This window comes from Mesorhizobium sp. M7A.F.Ca.CA.003.01.2.1 (assembly GCF_003998945.1).
GTDB classification, from domain to species: domain Bacteria; phylum Pseudomonadota; class Alphaproteobacteria; order Rhizobiales; family Rhizobiaceae; genus Mesorhizobium; species Mesorhizobium ciceri.
Genome location: NZ_RZRA01000502.1, coordinates 1 through 4,094, shown reverse-complemented (window position 1 = coordinate 4,094; position 4,094 = coordinate 1). Strand labels below are relative to the sequence as shown.

The 4,094-nt window shown below is 63.3% G+C and carries 2 protein-coding genes; both read right to left on the bottom strand.

All coding sequences use genetic code 11. The features are described 5' to 3' along the window. On the bottom strand, positions 1–2,873 hold a 2,873-nt coding region (ileS, locus tag EN969_RS19755), incomplete at its 3' end, for an isoleucine--tRNA ligase (protein WP_127419327.1). Positions 2,874–3,107: 234 nt separating this feature from the next. Then, the gene (locus tag EN969_RS19750) at positions 3,108–3,914 is read right to left on the bottom strand and encodes a MipA/OmpV family protein (protein ID WP_127419326.1); all 807 of its coding nucleotides are present in this window, start codon (positions 3,912–3,914) and stop codon (positions 3,108–3,110) included. Positions 3,915–4,094 lie beyond the last annotated feature (180 nt).

Here is a 4,094-nt window from a genome sequence, read left to right as displayed (position 1 = left end):
GTGTAGCGCCATGAGCGTGCGCATTTTAACAGGCCGCGATCCTCGGCCTTCTCGACCACCACGGCGACACCCCTGACGTCGTCGATCGCGAAGGCACCAGCCGGTGCCTCGCCATGCGCGATGACCAGATCGCTGGTGATCGCCATCTCGGCCATGTCGACATCTGAAATCGCCGCTTCGAGCGCTGCATCGTTGATGGTGACGACCGGCACCGCTTCCAGCGACGATCCGATCACCTTCTGGGCGCGCGCGATCTCCAGCGCGCCGGTGACGACGCGCCGCACCTGCCGCACCTGGCGCCACTTTTCCGCCAACGCCTCGTTCTGCCAGTCCGCCGGGATTTGCGGGAACTGGTCGAGATGCACCGAGACCGCGTCGGGATGACGATCGAGCCAGGCCTCCTCCATGGTGAAGGGCAGCATCGGCGCCAGCCATTTCACCAGGCAATCGAAGAGATGGCGCACCACCTGCACCGAAGCCTTGCGCTTCAGGCTCGACGGCGCGTCGCAGTAGAGCGCGTCCTTGCGGATGTCGAAATAGAACGCCGACAGCTCGACCACCATGAAATCGAGCAGCATGCGGGTGATGCGCTTGAACTCGAAAGCGTCGTAGCCCGAGCGCACGACCTCATCGAGCTCGGCCAGCCGGTGCAGCATCAGCCGCTCCAGCTCCGGCATCTTCTCCAGCGGCACCTCTTCGCCATCGTCATGGGCGAGCGTGCCGAGCATCCAGCGGATGGTGTTGCGCAGCTTGCGGTAGGCATCGATGTTGGTCTGCAGCACGTTCTTGCCGAGCCGCTGGTCCTCCCAGTAGTCGGTCGTCACCACCCACAGACGCAGGATATCGGCGCCCGACTGCTTGATGACGTCCTGCGGCACCACGGTGTTGCCGAGCGACTTCGACATCTTGCGGCCATCCTCGTCCATGGTGAAACCATGGGTGACGACAGTATCGTAAGGCGCCCTGCCCCTGGTGCCGCAGCTTTCCAGCAGCGAGGAATGGAACCAGCCGCGATGCTGGTCGGAGCCTTCGAGATAGACGTCGGCCGGCCATTTCAGGTCAGGGCGATCCTCCAGCGTGAAGACATGCGTCGAGCCCGAATCGAACCAGACGTCGAGGATGTCCATCACCTGCTTCCATTTGGAGGCATCGTGATTGCCAAGGAAACGCTCCTTGGCGCCAGCGGCGAACCAGGCGTCGGCGCCCTCCTTCTCGAAGGCGTCCATGATGCGCTGGTTGACCGCTTCGTCCTTCAGCACATTGCCGTCGACATCGGCGAAGACGGCGATCGGCACGCCCCAGGCGCGCTGGCGCGACAGCACCCAGTCCGGGCGCTCCTCGATCATGGCGCGGATGCGGTTCTGGCCGGCGGCGGGCACGAAACGGGTTTCGTCGATGGCCTTGAGCGCCCGGCTGCGCAGCGTCGAGCCGTCGCCGAGGTCCTTGTCCATATAAACGAACCATTGCGGCGTGTTGCGGAAGATGATCGGTTTTTTGGACCGCCACGAATGCGGATAGCTGTGCTTCAGCCGGCCACGCGCGAACAGCGCGTTGCGCTTGATCAGCTCGTCGATGACGGCCTGGTTGGCGTTGCCCTTCTTGCCGTTGTCGTCGATGACGCGCGCCGGTCCACCCTCGCGGTCCGGTCCGAAACCCGGCGCGTCCTTGGTGAAGAAGCCGCCATCGTCAACGGTGAACGGGATGGCGGGATCGATGCCGCGTGCGCGCAGATCCACCGCCGCGTCCATCCAGGCGTCAAAGTCCTCGCGGCCGTGTCCGGGCGCGGTGTGGACGAAGCCGGTGCCGGCATCGTCGGTGACATGGTCACCGGCGAGCATCGGAACGGCAAATTCGTAGCCGCCGCCCAAGCCCTTGAGCGGATGTGAAAGCGTAAGGCTTCCAAGCTCTTGCGCCGAGACGCTGCGGAGACGATTCAAGGTGACCTTGGCCTTGGCCGAGGAGTCTTCGGCCAGTGCGTCGGCAAAGATCAGCTTTTCGCCCGGCTGCGGGCCGAACGCGTTCTCGGCTGCCGTGACCTCGTAGAGGCCATAATTTATACGCGGCGAATAGTTGACGGCGCGGTTGCCTGGGATCGTCCACGGCGTCGTCGTCCAGATGACGACGTGGGCCTGCAGCAGATCGAGGGCGCCCTCCGTCAGCTTGGTCTGGCCATCGTCAATGGGGCGGACAAGGCTGGCGACCGGAAACTTCACCCAGATCGTGTCGCTCTCATAGTCGTGGTATTCGATCTCGGCCTCGGCCAGCGCCGTGCGCTCGACCACGCTCCACATCACCGGCTTGGAGCCGCGATAGAGCTGGCCCGACATGGCAAATTTCAAAAGCTCGCCGGCGATGCGCGACTCGGCATGGAAAGCCATCGTCGTATAGGGGTTCTTGAAGTCGCCGATGACGCCGAGGCGCTGGAACTCGGCCCCCTGCACTGTGATCCAACCCGCGGCGAATTCGCGGCATTCCTTGCGGAACTCGTTAACCGGTACCTCGTCCTTGTTCTTGCCCTTGGCGCGGTACTGCTCCTCGATCTTCCATTCGATCGGCAGGCCGTGACAGTCCCAGCCGGGCACATAGTTCGAGTCGTAACCGCGCATCTGGAACGAGCGGGTGATGACGTCCTTGAGGATCTTGTTCAGCGCATGGCCGATATGGATGTTGCCATTGGCGTAGGGCGGGCCGTCATGCAGCACGTATTTCGTGCGGCCGGCAGCGCTCTCGCGCAGCTTGCGGTAGAGATCCATGTCCTGCCAGCGCTTGACCAGCAGCGGCTCCTTCTCCGGCAAGCCGGCGCGCATCGGGAAGTCCGTCTGCGGCAAATAAAGCGTCTTGGAATAGTCGATCGTTTCAGTTGTGTCGGTCATTGGTCTGCCATGTGCATTGCCCGGCGGGCGTACAAGCTCGGGCGTGAACTATCATGTTATGAAAAAAGCGCGAGGGGCGCGCAGAAACTCCCGGCGGCTCCGGCGGCGCTCAGGCCACCCGGAACACCGGGCCTGTAATTCGTATCGCGATCGCGAAAAGGCGCGAAAAGCTGGTCATGGCTGGGCTTTTAGCCGAAGCCACGGCAGGAATAAAGCGTCTCTCGTTCGATTCACCTACATCGTGAAATCGAAGCGGTAGGTGGTCGACACGCCGACCGTGAACTGGTTGCGATCGCCACGCTCCTTGACCAGGCTGGAATCGGCCGCCGGTCCCATCAGGCGCGCATATTCGCCAAACAGGCTGGCGGTCATCGGCTCGGTCACCTTCCAGGTTATGGCGCCGCCAAGGCCGGTCGATTTCAGCCCGCCACCGGGATGGTATTCGCTCAGGCCCGAGGCCACCGCCTCCTGCGCGTTGACGCCATAATAGGCGTCAAAATAGTTGCCAGAGGCGAAGGAAACACGCGGTCCTCCCGAAATCCTGACGGTCGGCGTCACGTCGTAAAAGGCATCGGCGGCGATGTCGGCGACAAAGCCGTTGTGGGCGCGAATGCCGTGGCGCAGCTCGGCGCGGGCGCGCAGCCAGTCCGTCGGATAGAATTCGAAGAAGCCGCCGACTTCGCCGCCCCAGCGCACCGGATCGAGGCCCTTCAGTTCATCGGCGTTGTCGTCGTCGCGGGAAAACAGGAACTTGCCGGTCAGGCCGGCGCGGACACCGCCATCGTCGACCAGCGCCAACGAGATGTTGTCGTTGCGCGAGACAAAGCGTGCCGCCGGTCCGGCCTTGCCCAATGAGATGATGGGTTGGGCGCTCAGCATGTATTTCCTGCCGCCCTCGAAATTGGGCGCGACCAGGCCGGTGGCGCCAACGGTCAGATACCAGTCGCCGGACAGCCAGCTGCCCTCGCCCGCATTGGCGGCGCCCGCCCCGCCCAGCACCGCAGCGGCCAACACTAGAGAGATTCTTCCGACCGGACTCATGGCCACTCCACTAACACGACACACACGATTACCGATGACAGCTTTGACGGCCGTTTGGTAAAATTTGATTTAAACCCGAGACATACGCTCGCGCTTTGCCGCGATGCCGCTGCCGGTCATCGACTGGACGTTGGCCCGCGCCCGGATTACCTTCCATCCGCAGTATTCCGCAGCCCTCGA